Source organism: Exiguobacterium sp. SH3S3 (genome assembly GCF_004337115.1).
Taxonomy (GTDB): Bacteria; Bacillota; Bacilli; order Exiguobacteriales; family Exiguobacteriaceae; genus Exiguobacterium; species Exiguobacterium aurantiacum_A.
This window is the reverse complement of record NZ_SJUU01000011.1, coordinates 50561-68399: the sequence shown is the minus strand read 5'-3', so window position 1 is coordinate 68399 and position 17839 is coordinate 50561. Positions and strand designations below refer to the sequence as shown.

The following is a 17839-nucleotide window of genomic DNA, read 5'->3' as shown; positions in this document are numbered from 1 at the left end:
TCTGCGACAAGGAGGTGTCCGTGTGCGACGCTTTAGGTTGACGAGTTTAGTGCTGCTTCTGCTGTTAGGTGGATGTGCCACGAAGAAACCATTTGATTTTGATAAAATCAGCTCGTATAAAATTTTTTACAACATTCCGACCGAGGCGATTATTGAGGATATGACCCGGTATGATCTCGTGATCATCGAACCGATTTGGTATACACCGGAACAGATTGAAGCGATTCGTTCGAACGGCACGAAAGTGCTCGGTTATATAAACGTGATGGAGGCGGACACGTGGAATCGGGAACTGATCGGTCAAATGAAACAAGATGATTTTTTCTATCGGGACGGAGAGCGGATTTATTTTCCGAAATGGGATTCTTATTTGACGGATATCAGTTCGGACCATTTTCGGAAGATTTTGATGCGCGAAATTCAAAAGCAAGTCATCAATAAACACTTGGACGGTATCTTTTTAGACACGGTTGGAGATATCGACGATGTACACCTCGACTATCCCGAAGACTTGACTGAACAATTGAACGGGTTAGAAGCATTTTTAAAAGCGATTAAACAGACTTACCCCGGGGTCCCGATTGTACAAAATTGGGGAATCGAAACGCTTGAACGAACGAGCGCTCCATACGTGGATGGGTTCATGTGGGAGGGGTTCAATTATTCGGAGATCACATCGGACTCTTGGTCGATGGACATGTTGGACCGGATGAATGTGATTCAAGAACAGTATGGGACTGCGGTACTTACCGTTTCGGACCAAGAGGAAGCCATTAGTCGAGACTTGGCGGAAGCGAACGGGTTCATCCATTATCATGAACCCACTTATTACGATACGTGGGATTTTCAGGAAGGAGATTAAGAAAATTAGCAGGGGAATTTGCTGCGAGCGCCAAATAAGTAAGCATGACATTCGTGTTATGAAGCTGTGACTAATCGTTGGGAGGGGATTATCATTCTATATGCTCAAGACCGCCCGTGGATTAAGTGGGCCGAAATTCTTGTCGTGTTTACTCTGTTGATTGGAATCGATTTAGCTTTCAATTTAGGGACGATTCAAAATGATTTGAACCTATTTTATGTAGCCGCCATCTTATTCGCGCTACGTTACGGAACAACCTTTGGATTGATTAGTTTCGCCGTCTTGCTGCTGTACAAAGTCCTCTACACCGGACTTGTCGGAGGCGATATCTTCTTACTGTTCTACGATACAAACTCACTTCTCACCCTTTTCTATTACTTCGCACTCACCGTCATCGTCGGCTTGTTTAGCACTTCATTTCGAGAGCGTTATGAAATCAGTCAGTTTCGCAACGAAGAACTGAAAGATGAAAACACGTATTTGAAAGAGACCGTCGATTTACTCAACACTTCGCAAACGACTCTTCGTCAAAAATTACTTCAATCGGAATACAGTTTAAATCAATTGTACGAACTAGCTGTCTCGCTTGACTTGCCACATCCTGAATTGATTCGTAGCGAGACGATTCGTCTGCTTAAAAAATATTTCTTGGCGAGCGACGTCGCCATCTATCATGTCGATCGATCGCAAAAGTCGATGCGTCTAATCATTCGCCAAGCCGAGAAGAAAGAGTTTCCACAAACCATTTTCTTAGATGAGGCGTCGAGTATGTTCAAACGTTTCTTCCAAGTCCAAGAAACGATGTTACGACAACTCGATGATGACGACACGGATCCGATGTTGCTCGCTCCGATCGTGATTGACGGAGAGACGCGTGAAGTTGTCGTCATTAAGCGTCTGCCGCTCCGGAAACTGACGACAGATGACCTCCACGTATTAAATATCCTGTTCTCATGGATTGGGACGCGAATCACAAACGCGCAAAACTTGATTCGTAAAGAGCAACACGAGAAGCTCTACCCGGGCACATCGTTCTATAAGAAAGAGGCGTTCATCGAGATAATGGCGCTTCAAGAGCAAAAGAAACTTCATCACGACCAACCGTTCATCGTACTCGAGTATGCGCTCGGTTATGAACCAGTCTCGCTCGAAAGTATTGAAGCGATCGTGCAGTCGTATTTGCGAGAGATTGATATTGTCGGTTATGACGAAGACGAGAACAAGCTCTTGCTGCTACTCCCAGGAACGAGTGAGGAGAACCGTCAACGAATTTATGATCGGATCGAAGGGATTTTGATCCAGAAGGGAGTGTGAGTTCATGGAAGCCATCGACAGTTTAGTTTGGATTGGGCTCTATGTGATTCACGCAATCTTAGCGTTCGTTTTGTTAGTGGTGTTGAAGCGGAAAATGAAAGCGCTAGACTACGGGGTGGCAGTGGTCGCTTTATGCTTCGGCCTATTTTTACCTTTTGTCGCTGAAGTCGCAGTATATGCGATTTATCGCTTCGCAGAACGCTTTGATCGGAGCGGACTGATTGAAGATTACGATGAGTATATTGATTTTCGGGTCGTCAATTATGAGCAGATTCGGCACGATGCGAAAACGAGCTCTAGCCTGTTGCCGTTAGCCGATGCCATCAATTCAAAAGATCCCGCGATCCGCAAGCACTCGATTTTGACGCACGTCAACCAGTCCATCAATAACCAAGGGAAATACTTGCAGATGGGGCTTGAGAGCACGGACAGTGAAACGGTCCATTATGCGGCCGCGACGATGAACATTCTCATCAATCAGTATGAGCAGGAATTGAAATTGGCGAAGCGTGAATACGATTTAGGAAACCCGGAAACGATTCGCCGGCTAGCGACAATATACAAACGGATGGTTCACAGTGAACTGATCACGGAAGTCATGTTGAAAGACAAACGCGAGGCCTGGTTAAAAGAGATTTTGACAGCGAAGACACTGTATCCGCCGTCTTCATGGATTTATGAGGATTTAAACGAAGTCTACATCACGTTAAAACGTCCGAGAGATCAGCTCGAAATTTTGAAGGAGTATGTTCACCATTTCCCGGAACGCATCGAGGCCCACCTCATGCTCATCGACTTTTACTATGAACGGGAGCGGTGGACCGAGGTGAAGGCTGTCATGTTTATGATGCAAACACAATTTTCGTTAGACGATGTGCCGTATGAGCACCGACTGTTGTTTGAAGAATGGAGTGACTCGACATCATGGAAAAACGAACTATAATCTCATTCTCGCTCTTCATCGTGTTATTTCTCGTCGTCGTCGGTGCAATCCAATACTTGAGGATCCATTCCTTGCATACGTTGTTACCGAACGTTGCTGAACAACGAATGAATATCGACCAATTGCAAGGGGATGCTTCCGCTAAAACAGGAGAGCATCAACTTCAAGTTTACCTTGTCCGAGACGAAGGTGATTTGGCGGTCAATACGGCAGATAATTTATTGCATGGCTTGCGTTACGCCAAACTAGACGTTCGAGAAATTGATGCGGGTGCGGTCAGTTCGATCGTGCCGTCGCCCTACAGTATCATCATATTTACAGGCGAAAAAACCACGACATGGCCATTGCAAGAGACGAAACGGTTCGTCGAACAAGGAGGCAATGTCGTGTTCGCCAACCGCTTCAAAGACCCCGCTTGGAATGAAGTGACAGGTATCGAAGAAATCGGTGAATTCGTTCCAGATGTTTATGGTCTGAACTTCGAAGAAACGATTTTCCCGGGTTATGTCGACTTGAATCCACCGGACGATCTGTTCGTCCATAGTGTCGTTGACTTCGCAATTGCAGACGAAGTGAACGTTATGCTGTCAGCGGAAGGGTTTCCCGTCCTTTGGGAATATGAGGTCGGTGACGGGAACGTTCTGTACTGGAATACAACGACCACCGATCAAAAGATGATTCGCGGACTGTTCGTCCAAACGCTCGGAACGTTACCGCCTGCGTTCGTGGGTGCCCAAGCGGCGATTAAGCTCATGTATATCGATGACTTTCCGGCTCCAGTCATGGACGGCAAGATGAAAGATGTCTCGGCGACACCACTCGATAAATCGGTTAAAGACTTCTTTGCCGAAGATTGGTGGAAAGACATGGTCGACATGGCTCAAGATGACGACATCATTTACACGGGCGCGATGATCGGGACGTACGAAGAAGAGATGGAACTGCTAGATGAAAAATTGATTAAACGCGGCGAGTTCCCGATGCTCTATTTCGGCCGAAAACTATTGGCGCAGGGTGGTGAAATCGGGTTGCACGGATATAACCACCAATCGCTTGTCACGGCCGATGAACCGATCGATCCGACGTACGGATATATTCCGTGGAAAGACAAGGACGAGATGAAGCGTTCGCTGCTACAGGCAGAATCGGTATTTGCTAACTATTTCCCGGCAGAACAACTCAAATCATACGTCCCACCTTCGAATGCACTCAATCGTACCGGTGTCGACGCGATTGCTGAGGCGTTGCCTGAACTGCGGACGATTGCGTCACTCTATACCGGTGACCCGGAAAGTGGTGATTTTGTCCAAGAGTTCGAATTTGATACGACACATGCCGGAATCTATCATTTCCCGCGCATCACGAGTGACTACGGGGAAGAAAGAGGTTCGATTTTCCAAATGGTTGATGCCATCGCTAACTTTGGAGTGTTTTCACACTTTATCCACCCGGATGACGTCATCGACCCAGACCGTGCCTTCGGTCGAGACTGGGATACGATGTTTACGAGCCTACGCAAAATCGTCCACGACGTAAATGACCATTATCCTCACCTGGAAGCCTATACACAGCACTATGCGACGGAAAAACTAATCACGTATCAAGAGGCAGACTTGAACGTCACGTTTGATGACGAGACCATTTATTTGACTGGGGACGGACTCGTCAATCCGTCACACTTTACCGTCCGTCTAAAAGTCGGCCAATCATTGGACACAGGCGAATTCGCATTCGGTACGGTCGAGCAGATGGAGGCGGACCGTCCACTCTATCTCGTCAAATTGACATCAGCGAACGCTGAAATCGCCATCAAGGGGGACCCACAATGAAGATTGGGCTCGTGTTAGAAGGGAGTTACCCGTATGTGAGCGGAGGTGTCTCGAGTTGGACGCAGACGCTGATTGAAGCGATGCCGGAAGTCGAGTTTGAAATCATCTCGATTCAGCCGTCGGTCAAGCGACCAGAAGATATGAAATATAAGTTGCCGCAAAACGTGTCAGGAATCACGCACCTTTATTTAAGCGATACGGATAAAAAGGCGAAGGGTCGAATGAAACTCGACGCCGAAGACGAACGGAAAATTTCCGAATGGCTCATGTTGAAAAACCCGAACCGGCAAGCGCTCGGCATTCTCGGGAAACAAGTCCCGTCAAGCCAAGCCTTCTTCTCAAGCGAGTTCTTTTGGAGCAACGTAAAAGCAGCTTACGCAGAAGAAATGAACGGCGGATCGTTCATCGACTATTTTTGGATGTGGCAGAGTATGTATATGCCGATCTTGCGTGTGTTGCATCAACCGTTACCAAAAGTCGATCTCGTCCACTCCATCTCGACAGGCTACGCCGGCGTCGTCGCATCTTACATGAAAGAGACGCAAGGCATCCCGTTCATTTTGACCGAACACGGCATCTACTCACGTGAACGCGAGGAAGAAATCCTTCAGTCTTATTGGATTCCGTCCCCTTACAAACCGAGGTGGGTTCGCTTTTTCCACCACTTGTCACGCGAGGCGTATAACGCGGCCGATGAGATTATCACGCTGTTTGAGCGGAATCGCGAATATCAAGAGTGGATTGGGGCGCCTAGCGAGAAGACAAAAATTATCGCCAACGGGATTGACGACCGTCATATCCGCGCTACGCTTGAGCGAGCCGAGAATGATGTGTTCCAAATTGGGGCCATCGTCCGCCTCGTTCCGATCAAGGATTTGAAGACGATGATCTATTCCGCAAAAATCCTTCAAGAGCGCCATCGGCTGTTTAAACTGACAATCATGGGTCCGCTTGATGAGGACGAAGAGTACGCTGAAGAGTGTCATCTACTGATTGAGCAGAGCGGGCTGACCGACTATGTCGAACTCGTCGGGAAAGTGAACGTGCAAGACTGGTTGCCGAAATTTGATTTGTTGTTGTTGACGAGCATATCGGAAGGGCAGCCGCTCGCCATTTTAGAAGGGATGGCGGCTGGCATCCCTTGGGTGGCGACCGATGTCGGGGCTTGTTCGGAACTACTTTACGGACGCGCTGACGATCCGTTCGGTCCGGCCGGCTTCATCGTTCCTCCGGTCCATCCGGAAGCCATCGCTGACAAAGTCGAATGGATGATGGATTATCCGCGCGAACGGATGCGCTTCGGTAAAAACGGCCGCGAGCGTGTCCGTCAGTATTATCGATTGCAACAGTTCGTCGACCGCTATAAAGCCATCTATGAAGCGAGGAGGGAACAGTATGGCGGGCATCGGGTTTAAGTTACAAAAGTTGTTTCAAGAAGACTATTACTCTTCAAGACTGAAGGCGTACACGTTTTCCGGGCTCGTCACATCAGGCCCTTGGCTGATCGTCATCCTCGTTGTCGGTACGATTCAATGGTTGGCGTTTCAGATGCCGATGTTGTCACTCGAGGAACGGACGCTGTTTATGCTATCCGTGTCTTACGCGTTCATTTTCTCGCAAATTCTATTTAGTTTTCAGCAGCTCGTCGTCACGCGATACGTGGCCGATTTATTTTATGAAAAGAAAGCCCATGAGATCTTTCCTGTCTTCACCGGCATGTTAAAAGTGACGATTCTTGCTGCCGTCGTCATGTATAGCGTGTTTTGGCTGATTTCACCGCTCGGTTTAGCCTATAAGCTCGTCCTGTTCGTCTTATTCATGACCATCAACGTTATCTGGGTCATGTTCTTGTTCTTGAGCGCCGCCAAATTTTATCAAGCGGTCGCTTACAGCTTCTTGCTAGGCGGGGTTATTTCAGTCGCGAGCGTCTATTTGATCAGTCGTCTCATGGTCAACCCATCGAGCCTCGAACTTCTGTTTGGCTTTACCGTTGGGATGGTCGTGACGCTGTTCGGGCTATTCTTCGCGATGCTCCGAACGTTCCCGCTCAGGTATGCGACGCGAGAATTTTCATACTTCCGGTACTTTGATAAGTATCCGGACTTGTTCGCGATTGGTGTGTTATACGTGCTTGGGATCTGGGTGACCAACTTCATCATTTGGTTTGGTGAAGGTCGCATGGTGATTGCCGATTCGTTCGTGTTCAATCCGTATTATGACACGGCCGTGTTCTGGTCGTACTTGACGATCATCCCGACCCAGCTCTTGTTCGTCGTCGCTGTCGAGACAAGGTTTTACGAGCGCTACCGAACGTTTTACGGCTTGATCAATTATGGCGGGGCGTTACACCAAATTGAGAAGGCGAAGCAGACGATGACGACGGTGTTGAAAAATGAATTGATCCGACTTGGGCGAAGTCAAGGTGTTGTCACCTTGTTCGCTATCCTGATGGCGGGTGTGTTCGTCGGTTGGATTGGTGTCCCGGAAGAAGTCGGTCAAATTTTCCGGATGACGACGCTCGCCGCGTTCGCGAACGCGATGATTCTCGTACTGACGTTGCTCTTGCTGTATTTTGAGGATCGTCGTGGGGCGTTGTTCGTCAGCCTCTCGTTCTTCATACTGAACGCCTTGTTCACGTTGTCGTTACTATCGCGCGGGATCGATTGGTATGGGGTCGGCTTTGCTATCAGTACGACGATCACGTTCTTTATCGCAGGACTGCGCTTGATTTATTTTATGGGGAAGGTCGATTATTACGTGTTCGCGGCCTCGAACCGTCGTAAGCTCGGGACAGAACGGTTCTCGCATTTTGGGACCGCGCTCAACCGTCGCTTCTCGCGTTAAAGGGTTTGCATTTTTCAAAAAGATTGATATGATGTGGTCGAAGATGACCGAATTTCATAATGTTTGCCACTAGGGGAGTCGCTTGACGCGGCTGAGATGGACAAGGTCCAGACCCTTTGAACCTGATCTAGTTCACGCTAGCGGAGGGAAGTGGGCGAAACGTCCTTTCTCACACTCTTTGTGTATGGCCGACGCCGCTTCCGTTATGGGAGGCGGCGTCTTTTTTCATACAAAGGAGGAGAATACGATGACATTTACCGCACACATCCGCCAAGAGGCCAACGCCTTGTTTGAGGCGAGTTTCCACCATCCGTTCGTCCGCGCGCTCGGAGACGGGACGCTCGACGAGGCGAAGTTTCGGCATTACGTGATGCAAGACTCGTACTACTTGAATCAATTTTCGAAAGTACAGGCGAAGGGCGCTACACTTGCCCCGACGATGGAGCTGGCGAGCCGATTTTTGACGCACGCCCTCCACACGATCGAGGCGGAGCACGAGTTGCATCGGGAATTTTTTACGATGCTCGAGGTGAGTGACATGGAGTGGGCGACGTTCGAACCAGCTCCGACGGCTTATGCATACGCGCTCCATATGCAACAAGCCGGGCCGACCCTCGGAGACGTACTCGCGGCGATTCTTCCATGCTACTGGGTGTATTACGAGATCGGGGAGCGCTTGAAGGACGCAGAGCCAGACCATCCAATCTATTCTGTTTGGATTGCGACGTACGGTTCGGAATGGTTCCGTGAACTCGTCGAAGAGCAGATCGAGCGACTTGACGAATTGGCGGGACAAGCGACGGAGTCAGAACGGATGCGCTATCAGCAGCTGTTCTTGAAAAGTTGCTACTATGAGCTCGCGTTTTGGGAGATGGCCTGGACACTCGAATCGTGGGAACTGCCGCTTGAGGTGGGACGATGAGGCCGGATCTATGGGAAGCCGTCCGGTTGAAGCGACCGCTCGTCCATAACATTACGAACATCGTCGTCGCCAACTTCTCGGCCAACGGGTTGCTCGCCATCGGTGCGTCCCCGGTCATGGCCGATGCGATTGAAGAAGTAGCAGACATGACGACCGTGAGCGATGCCCTCGTCTTGAACATCGGGACGCTTGACGCGATGACCGAGGCGACGATGATCCGTGCCGGACAAGCTGCGAATCAGTCGGGTCGTCCTGTCGTCCTAGACCCGGTCGGTGTCGGGGCGACACCGTTCCGCCGCGACGTCGTTGAACGAATTTTGCGAGACGTCCGCGTCACGGTCATCCGTGGGAACGCCGGGGAAGTCGCCACGCTTGTCGATGCCGGTTGGACGACGAAAGGGGTCGACGCCGGAAGCGGCACACATCATCCGCAACAACTCGCCGAACGAGCAGCGAACCGATTTAGCTGTGTTGTCGCGATTACGGGGAGGACAGATTTCGTGAGCGATGGTACGGTCACGCTAGAAATTTTGGGCGGGCATCCGCTCATGACAGAGACGACAGGCACCGGCTGTCTACTCAGTGCGGTCGTCGGTGCGTTCCTTGCTGTTGAACCGGACGTGATGACGGCAACCTCGACCGCGCTCACCGGATATGCACGATGCGGCGAGTTGGCGAGTGAAGCAGCGACGGGTCCGGGGGATTTCCCAATCCACTTTCTCAACGCACTCGCTACCATGACGTCAACTGACCTGCCGAGCGACCGAATCGAGGTGTTCGCGCGATGAGGCCTCAAGTCTTGACCATCGCCGGTTCGGACTCTGGCGGGGGAGCCGGAATCCAAGCCGATTTGAAAACGTTTCAAGAATTAGGCGTATTTGGCACGAGTGTCGTGACCGCGGTGACGGCTCAAAACACGCGTGGCGTGCACGGTGTCGAAGCCGTCTCCGCCGACCTCGTCGCACGCCAGCTCGATGCAGTCGGATCAGACTTTATCATCTCGGTGTGCAAGACCGGGATGCTGTTCAATCGTGAGTTGATTGACGTCGTAGCTGACGCGCTCGAGCAGCATCGATTTCAAAATGTCGTCGTCGATCCGGTCATGATCGCTAAAGGCGGTGCGACCTTGCTTGAACGGGACGCCGTCACCGCGCTACGGACGAGGCTGTTACCGATGGCGACGGTCGTCACGCCAAATATCCCTGAAGCTGAAGTGTTGACCGGCTTGACGATTTGTACGTTCACTGATCGTATGAAAGCAGCTGAGCGCTTGTTGTCTTACGGGGCAAACGTCGTCATGTTGAAAGGCGGTCATTTGGACGGTCCTCTCGCCGAAGACCTAGTCATGACGAAGACCGATACGTTTCGAATGGTGACACCACGGTTGCTGACGAAAGATACGCACGGGACCGGCTGCACGTTTTCGGCTGCGCTAACAGCGGAGCTCGCGAACGGGCATACCGTTACGGAAGCCGCGCAGAAGGCGAAACAGTTCATCCATAGTGCCATCTCCCACGGATTACAAATTGGCAGCGGACATGGACCGACAAATCATTGGGCGTATAACAAGCACCCGAAGGAGGTGGTTTCCATTGAATCCATCGCCTATCGTTGAGCGGTTAAAGCTCTACTTCATCTGCGGCACGGCGGATACGTTTGATCTCGTTCAGACGGTCGAAACGGCGCTTCAATGTGGTGTGACATGTTTTCAATTTCGCGAAAAAGGTAAAGAGCCACTGTATGGGGATAAAAAAGAAGCGATGGCACGAGCGTTGCATACACTTTGTCGACAGTACCGTGTCCCGTTCATCGTCAACGATGATGTCGAGCTGGCAATCAAACTCGATGCGGACGGAGTTCATGTCGGACAAGAGGACGCAGCAGCCGAAGTCGTTCGTCGGCGAATCGGTTCAAACAAGTGGCTCGGTGTCTCGGTCCACTCGATCGAGCAAGCCGCAACGGCTTCGAGATACGCCGATTATGTCGGAATTGGACCGATTCATCCGACTGTGTCGAAACAAGACGCGGCCGAAGTGAACGGAACGATGCTCATTCGGCAAGTGCGAGCCCGGTTTCAGCATTTGCCAATCGTGGGAATTGGTGGAATCATGCCTGAACACGTCGAAGCGATTCGACGTGACGGGGCTGACGGCGTAGCTGTCATCTCGGCCATTGCTTCTGCACCGGACGTGGCCATGGCCACACGGCGTTTCGCTTGTCTCTGAATTTTATTTGAGGAGGAAGACAGATGAACGTATTTGTAATTGGAGCGAATGGACAGATTGGAAAGCAACTCGTAGAACGATTGAAGCAGGATGGGAAGCACGAAGTCACCGCGATGGTGCGGAAACAAGAGCAGCTAGACGAGTTCAAAGCGAACGGCTATCAGGCGGTTCTCGGAGACTTAGAAGGTGACGTTGAGACGTTGAAGCAAGCGATGAGCGGCATGGACGCAGTCGTGTTCGCGGCCGGTTCGGGCGGCAGCACGGGAGCCGACAAAACGTTACTCATCGACCTAGACGGTGCAGCGAAAAGCGTCGAGGCGGCCCAAGCGAACGGCAACATTAAGCACTTCGTGATGCTCAGTGCCTTGAAAGCGGAAGATCGCTCGGCATGGCCCGATTCGATGAAACCGTACTACGTGGCAAAACATCATGCGGACCGTTTGCTCGAACAGAGTGGACTCGACTATACGATCGTCCGTCCAGGCGCACTAACAGACGATGCCGGTACAGGCAAAGTGAACGTCGACAACGTGTCGACGGGCGAGATTCCGCGGGCGGATGTCGCAGCGTTCTTGGCCCATGTCATCGGTCGACAAGAAGCGGCAAACAAAGCCATCGACTTGGTCAAAGGTGACACTGCGATCGAAGAAACGATATAAACCATGCGAGCGAGCGGATTCGAATCCGCTCGCTTTTTTTTGCGGTGATGTGTCAGCCCGTTCGAAAAAGGAATTGATGCGGCCGATAGAGAAAGTAAAGACGTATCTATTCAAGAAAGGGGGCTGTTCATGACCGCGTTATTTGTCTATATGGCCGCCTATTTACTGCCGGCCTTCTTGTTGAGCCACCTCGCGCTCGACGTCCTGTTACGTAACCCGCGACAAGTCGAGCATCGATTGCTCAGTCTGTTCGTATTCGGTTACGCAATGCTGTTTTTGGCGGAGTTCGGCCGTCATTTGTCACCTATCGAAGCAAGCCCGGCGTTCGTCACCTATTGGTTCGGGAATGCCGGTATTTTGATCTTTATCTTTTCGGTCCATTTCATCGTCAAAGTGACGGGCGTCGGTGCGAAGATGCCGAAATGGGTATATCCGTATGCCATCTACTTACCGTTGATCCCGGTTGCTTTGACGTTCATTCGACAAGAGAACATCATCAACAGTCAACGCTTTGACCAAGTCGGGCTCTGGATTTATCCTGAATTCAACGTTTCTTATTTGACGACGATGACGATTGGGAACGTCTTTCACTTCCTGATTATTTTGTTGTTGGCATATGCGCTCAAACGAGCAGAACGGCATGAACATCAACGGGTGCTGCGTCTACTCATCTTGACGGCGGTACTCGTCTTGATTTGGGACATCGTGTTCGGTTACTTCCAATTTCGTGGAGTCGTTCCGCCTTATGCGTATATGTACGGCGGATTGGTCTGGACGGTGGCGCTCGTTTTGGCGATGAACCGGCTCGATTTTCTCGCCTCTTACGCCAAGCGCTACGGGACGTTGTACAACTTGAACCCGTCTGCCATTCTGCTCGTCGACGATACTGGTCGGATCGAGAGTGCGAACCCGGCCGCACGCATGTTGTTCCACACGGTCCGTGTCGTCAATGAACGGTTCGTCGACCTATTGCCGGAGAAGAAGCGTGAGGAATGGTGCGATCACTATACACAGCACTTCACGGCCCAAAAGAAGTTTCTAGAGTTCGAGACGAAGGTTCAGACGAAGACCGGACAAGAACGATACGTCGTCATCGATGGTGACTTCGTCTATATCAATCAAAAAATTCACGGCATGATTTTGATTCGCGATGTCCACACGTTCAAGGAAGCCGAGCAGTCGATTCGTTTTTTCGCCTATCATGACCCGCTCACGAAGCTCGCCAATCGCCGGGCTTTTTATGAACAAGCTGATCAAGCGTTGCTTCAAGCGGACAACCTTGCCCTCGTCATCCTCGACCTTGACGGGTTTAAAGGAGTCAACGACACGTACGGCCATCAAGTCGGCGATGACTTCTTGATCCACCTCGGCGTCCTGCTCGAAGAAGCGACACCGGACACCGGGCTCGCGTCGCGCGTCGGCGGTGACGAGTTCTACATCTATTTGACGGACGTGGAAGAAGCGGACATCGTCACGTTCGTGGAGCGGCTGCGGACGACGTTGGTGGAACGGCCGTTCAAACTAGGGCACGGGGTGATCCCGATTCGAGCAAGCATCGGCGTCAGCGTCGCACCGGACCAAGGCATGGATTTGGACACGTTGATTCATAAGGCGGACCAAGCGATGTATCAAATCAAGCAGCAAGGTAAAAATGACTATGCGATTTATGACGACGTGTTAAACGGTCCGACATAACGGGAACGGTAGTAGAGATGTGATTTCAAAAGGAGGAGATGGGATGTCAGAAAAACCATTAGTGACGATGCGGGCCGAGGGCGAAGCGACGAGCGTGAAGACGACGGTGCATGTGCGCGACCTAGAGCCGTTTATCGTCGATGAGCCGGAACGTCTCGGCGGGACCGATGCCGGACCGAATCCGCTCGAATACTTACTCGGGGCGCTATCATCGTGTACGACGATCACGATTGCCTATGTCGCGCAAGATCAGGACTTCAACTATGAAGGTGTGACGTTCGCGACGGAAGGGACGCTCGACCCGCGCGGCTTCCAAGGCGTCGAAGGGGTCCGGACTTATTTCGAGAACGTGCACGTCAACATCGTGCTCGACACGACCGAGTCGGATGAACGGATCGAGGCGCTACAAAAAGGCGTCGAGGCCCGGTGCCCGATCCATAACTTGATGCATGCGGCCGACGTCGACATCACGGCAACATGGACCCGTAAATAACGAGAGGATGGGGGCAACCCATCCTTTTTCTTTGGACAGAGACAGGGAAACACTAACTGTGGCACGAACAAGAACAGATGCGAGAAAGGGGGGAGGTTATGCACATTCGACCGATGACACGAGAAAACGCCCGCGCCATCCAAGCGTGGACGTATGAAGCACCCTATGATTTTTATAATCAGGACCCTTCGGCTGAAGGGTTAGACGAGTTAATGACTTATCATGCGATTCACGACGATGAAGGGTTGTTCGGTTTTTATTGCCTCGGACCGTACGCGCAAGTTCCGAACCCGACATACGCGTACGATGCCATCCATCTCGATATCGGATTGGGCATGCGCCCGGACCGCACCGGTAAAGGACAAGGTCGTTCGTTCGTCGAGACGGTGCTTGGCGTAGCAGAGCGCGAGGAGAAACCGCTGCGCTTGACCGTGGCTGTGTTCAACGAGCGGGCCATCCATTTGTATGAACAGATCGGGTTCCGTCAAGTCGCCGCGTTCCTCAAAGGGCAGACGAACTTCATCGTCATGGTCCGTTGATTAGCCAAATTGTTTTTGATGGGCTTTCTTTCGCTTCAAATAATCCTTGTCCGCTCGGATCTGGTCCCAGCGCTCTTTGAAGAAGCGGGCCGACTCGGCTTTTTCTTCGTCGATTTGGCGATCGTGAATAGCGCCGTCGTCTTTATACTTGCGGCCACCTTTATAGTTGGCGTAACGACGGGCCCGGGTATGGCCCATCTGGATGAACTTCCGCGCCATGTCCATGCCGACGAAATCGTCGTTTGCCCGATACGCTTCAAACAGCTCCATGATCTCATCGGCGGATTGGCGGGCGATGTCGGGTGTTTTAAAGCGCCAGTGCGGCAAAATCTCACTCTTGTAAGGCTCGACGAGCAGCACACCTTGTTCACCGCGTCCGACGCGATAGAGCTCGGGGTGTTTTCGGAAATCGATCGTCTCAAAATCAAGATCATAATCAAACGGCATCGTCATCCCTCCTCTGTTCCGTTGTTCCCGGAACTGAGGCGAGGGAAACGAGCGAAGGAGCAGCTGACATGATTCAATTAGACACAGAACGGCTAAGGCTCAGAGCGTTTCAGCTCGATGACGCCGAAGCGATGCATCGCTATGCGAAGAATAAGCGGGTCGGACCGATGGCGGGCTGGGCCCCGCACGAGTCCGTCGACGAGACGCGGGACGTCATCCGTATATTCCAGCAAGATCAAGACGTCTGGGCGATCACGTTGAAAGCGACCGGCGAACTGATCGGTAGCATCGGTTTGCACGACCGACGCCCGGACCCGGATATCCAACACGACAACCAGCGCGAAATCGGCTACGTGCTCAGTCCGGATCATTGGGGGAGAGGCTACGTCCCGGAAGCGGTGCGTGAGCTGCTTCGTCACGGATTTGTCGACCTTGGTTTAGAACTGATCTGGTGCGGTTATTTTGACTTCAATGACCGGTCGCGTCGTGTCGTCGAGAAGTGCGGTTTCACGTATGCGTTCACGACGACGCAAGAGCTGACTCGGTTGGACGGACGGACCGTTCGAAGTTTGGTCTATGTCATCACGCGTGATGATTATGACAACCGCTCATCTCTTAACTAAGGGAGCAGAAAAACGTCAAAAGATTTCGAGTAGAGGCGCGTCGTCCCTGGTGGATAGACGCGCCTCTATTGTTAATTATTAGCTAAGAAAAATCGAAGTTTTTAAATTTCTTAAAAAATAGTTGATATGTAACCGGTTACACATTATGCTTGTTTTGTAAGCGTTACCAAAGAAGGAGGGGCGAGATGGCGACAATCAAACAAGTGGCCAAACGAGCGAACGTTTCTGTCGCGACCGTGTCCCGTGTCATGAACAATAACGGATACGTAAGTGCAGAAGCGCGGGAAGCCGTCGAGCGGGCCATCGCCGAACTTGACTATGCCCCGAACCGAGTCGCGCGTTCATTATTTAAAAAGACATCGGGCTTGATCGGCTTGATTATGCCGGATATTACAAATCCGTTCTTTCCACAATTGGCCCGAGCGATTGAAGACGTGGCCAACCAGCACGGCTATCAGGTCGTACTTTGCAACACGGATGAGCAACTTTCAAAAGAGCAGACGTATTTGGTCGCTCTTCAGACGATGCATGTCGATGGACTGATTATTACGACGAACCATTCGGATAACCCGAACTATGAAAAGTTAGAACTACCGATGGTGGCGTTAGATCGTATCGTCAAGCCGGGGATTGATGCCGTCATCTCGAACGGGTATGAAGGTGGACGCCTCGCAGCGGAAACGCTGTTGAGCTGTGGGGCAACAAAGCTTGCTCACATCGCTGGGCCTAAGCACCTCCTAACGGTGAGACGACGGACAGATGGTTTTCTCGACGTGGCGGGTGACCGGCTCGTCGGGATGACACATTCTAGTTTTGCATTCAAAGAGGCGCTCACGGCGGCACAAACATTATTTGACGAGTATTGGCCGTTCGATGGTGTGTTTGCCGCCAATGACGTCATCGCCGCCGCAGTCTTGCAGGAAGCGGTGCGTCGCAACGTCCGGGTGCCTGAAGACTTACAAGTCATCGGGTATGATGGCATCGAGTTAGGTGAGATGACGTCTCCGCCACTCACGACGATTGCTCAACCGATCTATGAGATGGGGCGACTAGCGACCGAGCGACTTCTTGATTTGATTGAAAAGAAAGAGACCGCTGCAAAAGAAATTTTATTGCCTGTCACACTGACAGAGCGACAGACGACGAAACGAAAGGGGCATGACGCATGAACCGAATTGTTGTCATCGGGAGTGTATCTATGGATTTGGTTGTCACGACAAATAAACGTCCACAGGCTGGAGAGACGGTCATCGGGAATACATTTCAGACGGTACCCGGGGGAAAAGGCGCCAACCAAGCAGTGGCTGCCGCTCGACTAGGTGGTCAGGTCGAGATGGTCGGTTGCGTCGGATCCGATGAATTTGGGAATATAATCCGTCAAAATTTTAAACAGAACCAGGTCGGGACGCGTCATCTGCGAACGATTGGCGAAGAAGTGACAGGGACGGCGCATATCGTATTAGCAGACGGCGATAACTCAATCGTCGTCGTTCAATCCGCGAACAAGCATGTACGCTTCACCGACGTGGAGTTGGAGCAACTGCTTGATGACCAGACGCTCGTCTTGTTGCAACTAGAAATTCCGATTGAAACCGTCGAACAAGTGAGTACGTACTGTCATCAGCGAAACATTCCAGTCCTGTTAAATCCGGCGCCGTCTCAAGCGCTCACGAGTGAGTTACTTGAAAAGGTGACCTACGTGACGCCGAACGAGCACGAATGCCGCGATCTATTCGGCGACTTGCCGATTGAAGACGTATTGCGCCGTTACCCAAACAAATTGATTGTGACAGAAGGAGTAAGAGGTGTTCGTTTCTTCGACGGGAAGACGATTCAACATATCCCAGCCATCCTGGCGAATGTCGTCGATACGACCGGGGCGGGAGATACATTCAATGGCGCTCTCGCAGTTTCCCTCGTGGAAGGAAACAATTTAGAAGAAGCCGCGCGTTTTGCCGTCGTAGCTTCGGGCATGAGCGTGGAAGGATTCGGGGCTCAAGGCGGGATGCCGAACCGAGCCGACGTGATGAGACGATTGGAGCGAGTGTGATGAAAAAACATGGGATTCTCAATAGTCATTTGGCAAAAGTCTTTGCTGACCTGGGACATACGGATACAGTTGTCATCGCCGATTGCGGACTGCCGATCCCTAAAGGGGTAAAGCGGGTCGATTTAGCACTACGTCTAGGCGAACCGTCATTTCTTGATGTGTTGAATGCGGTTGAGGCTGACATGGTCATCGAACAGATTACGGTGGCGGACGAAGTGTTCACCGAGAACGAGCCGATTGCCAAAGCGTTGACCGAACGATTCGAAACGGTCAAGACATGCTCGCATGAAGCGTTCAAGCGTGAAGTCGAGCAGGCGAAAGTCGTCATTCGTACAGGTGAAGCGACACCGTATGCGAACGTCATTTTACACGCCGGCGTTTTATTTTAAGGAGG

The 17839-nt window shown here is 51.4% G+C and carries 19 protein-coding genes and 1 riboswitch; of the genes, 18 read left to right on the top strand and 1 reads right to left on the bottom strand.

The genetic code is table 11. The features are described from left to right. Positions 1–22 precede the first annotated feature (22 nt). From EVJ28_RS11040 to EVJ28_RS10975, 14 genes are all read left to right on the top strand, one after another. The gene (locus EVJ28_RS11040) at positions 23–862 is read left to right on the top strand and encodes a glycoside hydrolase family 191 protein (protein WP_236634139.1); all 840 of its coding nucleotides are present in this window, start codon (positions 23–25) and stop codon (positions 860–862) included. Between the two features lie 66 nt (positions 863–928). After that, a complete protein-coding gene (locus EVJ28_RS11035; protein WP_131457581.1) occupies positions 929–2176 on the top strand; it encodes a GAF domain-containing protein in 1248 nt (415 codons plus the stop codon). A 4-nt stretch (positions 2177–2180) separates the two neighbouring features. Further along, entirely contained in the window at positions 2181–3119 is a 939-nt protein-coding gene (locus tag EVJ28_RS11030; protein ID WP_131468398.1) for a tetratricopeptide repeat protein, read from the top strand. Then, on the top strand, positions 3101–4948 hold the full coding sequence (locus tag EVJ28_RS11025) for a DUF2194 domain-containing protein (protein WP_131488969.1): 1848 nt from the start codon (positions 3101–3103) through the stop codon (positions 4946–4948). Before EVJ28_RS11030 ends, EVJ28_RS11025 begins: the two co-directional genes overlap by 19 nt. Further along, positions 4945–6363 (top strand): GT4 family glycosyltransferase PelF, encoded by a 1419-nt coding sequence (pelF, locus tag EVJ28_RS11020; protein ID WP_131469921.1) that lies wholly within the window; start codon positions 4945–4947, stop codon positions 6361–6363. Before EVJ28_RS11025 ends, pelF begins: the two co-directional genes overlap by 4 nt. Continuing rightward, the gene (pelG, locus tag EVJ28_RS11015; RefSeq protein WP_131488967.1) at positions 6344–7792 is read left to right on the top strand and encodes an exopolysaccharide Pel transporter PelG; all 1449 of its coding nucleotides are present in this window, start codon (positions 6344–6346) and stop codon (positions 7790–7792) included. Before pelF ends, pelG begins: the two co-directional genes overlap by 20 nt. Before the next feature lie 61 nt (positions 7793–7853). Next, a riboswitch (TPP riboswitch) is annotated at positions 7854–7958 on the top strand. Positions 7959–8039: 81 nt separating this feature from the next. Further along, positions 8040–8714 carry a thiaminase II gene (gene tenA, locus EVJ28_RS11010; RefSeq protein WP_131488965.1) on the top strand — a complete coding sequence of 225 codons (675 nt, stop codon included), beginning with the start codon at positions 8040–8042 and terminating at the stop codon, positions 8712–8714. After that, a complete protein-coding gene (gene thiM / locus EVJ28_RS11005) occupies positions 8711–9502 on the top strand; it encodes a hydroxyethylthiazole kinase (protein ID WP_131488963.1) in 792 nt (263 codons plus the stop codon). The genes tenA and thiM overlap by 4 nt, the downstream gene beginning before the upstream one ends. Further along, positions 9499–10329, top strand: coding sequence for a bifunctional hydroxymethylpyrimidine kinase/phosphomethylpyrimidine kinase (gene thiD / locus EVJ28_RS11000; protein WP_131488961.1), 831 nt, complete (start codon positions 9499–9501; stop codon positions 10327–10329). The genes thiM and thiD overlap by 4 nt, the downstream gene beginning before the upstream one ends. Then, positions 10268–10939 (top strand): thiamine phosphate synthase, encoded by a 672-nt coding sequence (thiE, locus tag EVJ28_RS10995; RefSeq protein ID WP_370253778.1) that lies wholly within the window; start codon positions 10268–10270, stop codon positions 10937–10939. Before thiD ends, thiE begins: the two co-directional genes overlap by 62 nt. 23 nt (positions 10940–10962) lie before the next feature. After that, positions 10963–11598 carry an SDR family oxidoreductase gene (locus EVJ28_RS10990; RefSeq protein ID WP_070329462.1) on the top strand — a complete coding sequence of 212 codons (636 nt, stop codon included), beginning with the start codon at positions 10963–10965 and terminating at the stop codon, positions 11596–11598. Between the two features lie 129 nt (positions 11599–11727). Continuing rightward, on the top strand, positions 11728–13293 hold the full coding sequence (locus EVJ28_RS10985; RefSeq protein ID WP_131488957.1) for a GGDEF domain-containing protein: 1566 nt from the start codon (positions 11728–11730) through the stop codon (positions 13291–13293). Positions 13294–13336: 43 nt separating this feature from the next. Further along, positions 13337–13786: an OsmC family protein gene (locus tag EVJ28_RS10980; protein ID WP_131457573.1), complete on the top strand. Its 450-nt coding sequence runs from the start codon at positions 13337–13339 to the stop codon at positions 13784–13786. A 98-nt stretch (positions 13787–13884) separates the two neighbouring features. Beyond that, positions 13885–14325 carry a GNAT family N-acetyltransferase gene (locus EVJ28_RS10975; protein ID WP_131488955.1) on the top strand — a complete coding sequence of 147 codons (441 nt, stop codon included), beginning with the start codon at positions 13885–13887 and terminating at the stop codon, positions 14323–14325. Here EVJ28_RS10975 and EVJ28_RS10970 read toward each other — a convergent pair whose 3' ends face one another. Beyond that, complete coding sequence (locus tag EVJ28_RS10970; protein WP_131488953.1) at positions 14326–14772, bottom strand: DUF4385 domain-containing protein; 447 nt, start codon at positions 14770–14772, stop codon at positions 14326–14328. It lies immediately after the preceding gene. Positions 14773–14840: 68 nt separating this feature from the next. Here EVJ28_RS10970 and EVJ28_RS10965 point away from each other — a divergent pair, with 68 nt between their 5' ends. From EVJ28_RS10965 to rbsD, 4 genes are all read left to right on the top strand, one after another. Beyond that, positions 14841–15395, top strand: coding sequence for a GNAT family N-acetyltransferase (locus tag EVJ28_RS10965; protein ID WP_131488951.1), 555 nt, complete (start codon positions 14841–14843; stop codon positions 15393–15395). Positions 15396–15580: 185 nt separating this feature from the next. Next, complete coding sequence (locus tag EVJ28_RS10960) at positions 15581–16564, top strand: LacI family DNA-binding transcriptional regulator (protein WP_131464789.1); 984 nt, start codon at positions 15581–15583, stop codon at positions 16562–16564. Continuing rightward, entirely contained in the window at positions 16561–17445 is an 885-nt protein-coding gene (rbsK, locus tag EVJ28_RS10955) for a ribokinase (protein ID WP_070329457.1), read from the top strand. The genes EVJ28_RS10960 and rbsK overlap by 4 nt, the downstream gene beginning before the upstream one ends. Beyond that, entirely contained in the window at positions 17445–17834 is a 390-nt protein-coding gene (rbsD, locus tag EVJ28_RS10950; RefSeq protein ID WP_070329456.1) for a D-ribose pyranase, read from the top strand. The genes rbsK and rbsD overlap by 1 nt, the downstream gene beginning before the upstream one ends. Positions 17835–17839 lie beyond the last annotated feature (5 nt).

What these genes read in the sequence shown, in the direction of transcription:
- rbsD (WP_070329456.1), top strand. Translation starts at nt 17,445, where the DNA reads ATGAAAAAACATGGGATTCTCAATAGTCATTTGGCAAAAGTCTTTGCT.
- EVJ28_RS10965 (WP_131488951.1), top strand. Translation starts at nt 14,841, where the DNA reads ATGATTCAATTAGACACAGAACGGCTAAGGCTCAGAGCGTTTCAGCTC.
- rbsK (WP_070329457.1), top strand. Translation starts at nt 16,561, where the DNA reads ATGAACCGAATTGTTGTCATCGGGAGTGTATCTATGGATTTGGTTGTC.
- EVJ28_RS10970 (WP_131488953.1), bottom strand. Translation starts at nt 14,772, where the DNA reads ATGCCGTTTGATTATGATCTTGATTTTGAGACGATCGATTTCCGAAAA.
- EVJ28_RS10960 (WP_131464789.1), top strand. Translation starts at nt 15,581, where the DNA reads ATGGCGACAATCAAACAAGTGGCCAAACGAGCGAACGTTTCTGTCGCG.
- thiM (WP_131488963.1), top strand. Translation starts at nt 8,711, where the DNA reads ATGAGGCCGGATCTATGGGAAGCCGTCCGGTTGAAGCGACCGCTCGTC.
- EVJ28_RS10990 (WP_070329462.1), top strand. Translation starts at nt 10,963, where the DNA reads ATGAACGTATTTGTAATTGGAGCGAATGGACAGATTGGAAAGCAACTC.
- EVJ28_RS11030 (WP_131468398.1), top strand. Translation starts at nt 2,181, where the DNA reads ATGGAAGCCATCGACAGTTTAGTTTGGATTGGGCTCTATGTGATTCAC.
- EVJ28_RS10980 (WP_131457573.1), top strand. Translation starts at nt 13,337, where the DNA reads ATGTCAGAAAAACCATTAGTGACGATGCGGGCCGAGGGCGAAGCGACG.
- pelF (WP_131469921.1), top strand. Translation starts at nt 4,945, where the DNA reads ATGAAGATTGGGCTCGTGTTAGAAGGGAGTTACCCGTATGTGAGCGGA.
- EVJ28_RS10985 (WP_131488957.1), top strand. Translation starts at nt 11,728, where the DNA reads ATGACCGCGTTATTTGTCTATATGGCCGCCTATTTACTGCCGGCCTTC.
- EVJ28_RS10975 (WP_131488955.1), top strand. Translation starts at nt 13,885, where the DNA reads ATGCACATTCGACCGATGACACGAGAAAACGCCCGCGCCATCCAAGCG.
- thiD (WP_131488961.1), top strand. Translation starts at nt 9,499, where the DNA reads ATGAGGCCTCAAGTCTTGACCATCGCCGGTTCGGACTCTGGCGGGGGA.
- pelG (WP_131488967.1), top strand. Translation starts at nt 6,344, where the DNA reads ATGGCGGGCATCGGGTTTAAGTTACAAAAGTTGTTTCAAGAAGACTAT.
- EVJ28_RS11025 (WP_131488969.1), top strand. Translation starts at nt 3,101, where the DNA reads ATGGAAAAACGAACTATAATCTCATTCTCGCTCTTCATCGTGTTATTT.
- tenA (WP_131488965.1), top strand. Translation starts at nt 8,040, where the DNA reads ATGACATTTACCGCACACATCCGCCAAGAGGCCAACGCCTTGTTTGAG.